The 407-nt window shown below is 20.9% G+C and carries 1 pseudogene; it reads left to right on the top strand.

What is annotated here, in order from left to right:
• A pseudogene (locus ON17_RS03700) lies at positions 1-407 on the top strand (hypothetical protein); the annotation flags it as partial.

Raw genomic sequence — 407 nt, 5'->3', positions numbered from 1 at the left:
AAATGATTGTTATTTTTATATGGGAAAAATTAACTACTTTAATTTATCCTTTAAAATTATTTAGTTCTTTATTTGGTTTTTTAATTGAAGGATTAAAAGTTTTTATTTCTATAAATGATAAATTATTAGAATTATTAAAAAATTTTTCTAATTTGTTAGAGGTTGTTACAAAATTAACTCTTACTAGTTTGGCCGCTGTTGTTTCAACAGCTGGTTTGACAAAAATATTTTCTGCTTTGGTTTCTGCTATTCCTGTTGTTGGGACTTCTGTTAAAGCATTTTTTGATGAATTATCAGAAAAAACTTATTTAATGCTTAGTTATACTGTTAATATTTTTTCTAAAATTGTTTCTTTTATTTTTAATATTTTTGTTTTAGTTATTAATGGATTATTTAAAATTGTTTTA

It is taken from the genome of Poinsettia branch-inducing phytoplasma str. JR1, assembly GCF_000309465.1.
Classification (GTDB): domain Bacteria; phylum Bacillota_I; class Bacilli_A; order Acholeplasmatales; family Acholeplasmataceae; genus Phytoplasma; species Phytoplasma pruni.
This window is presented reverse-complemented; position numbering and strand designations above follow the sequence as displayed.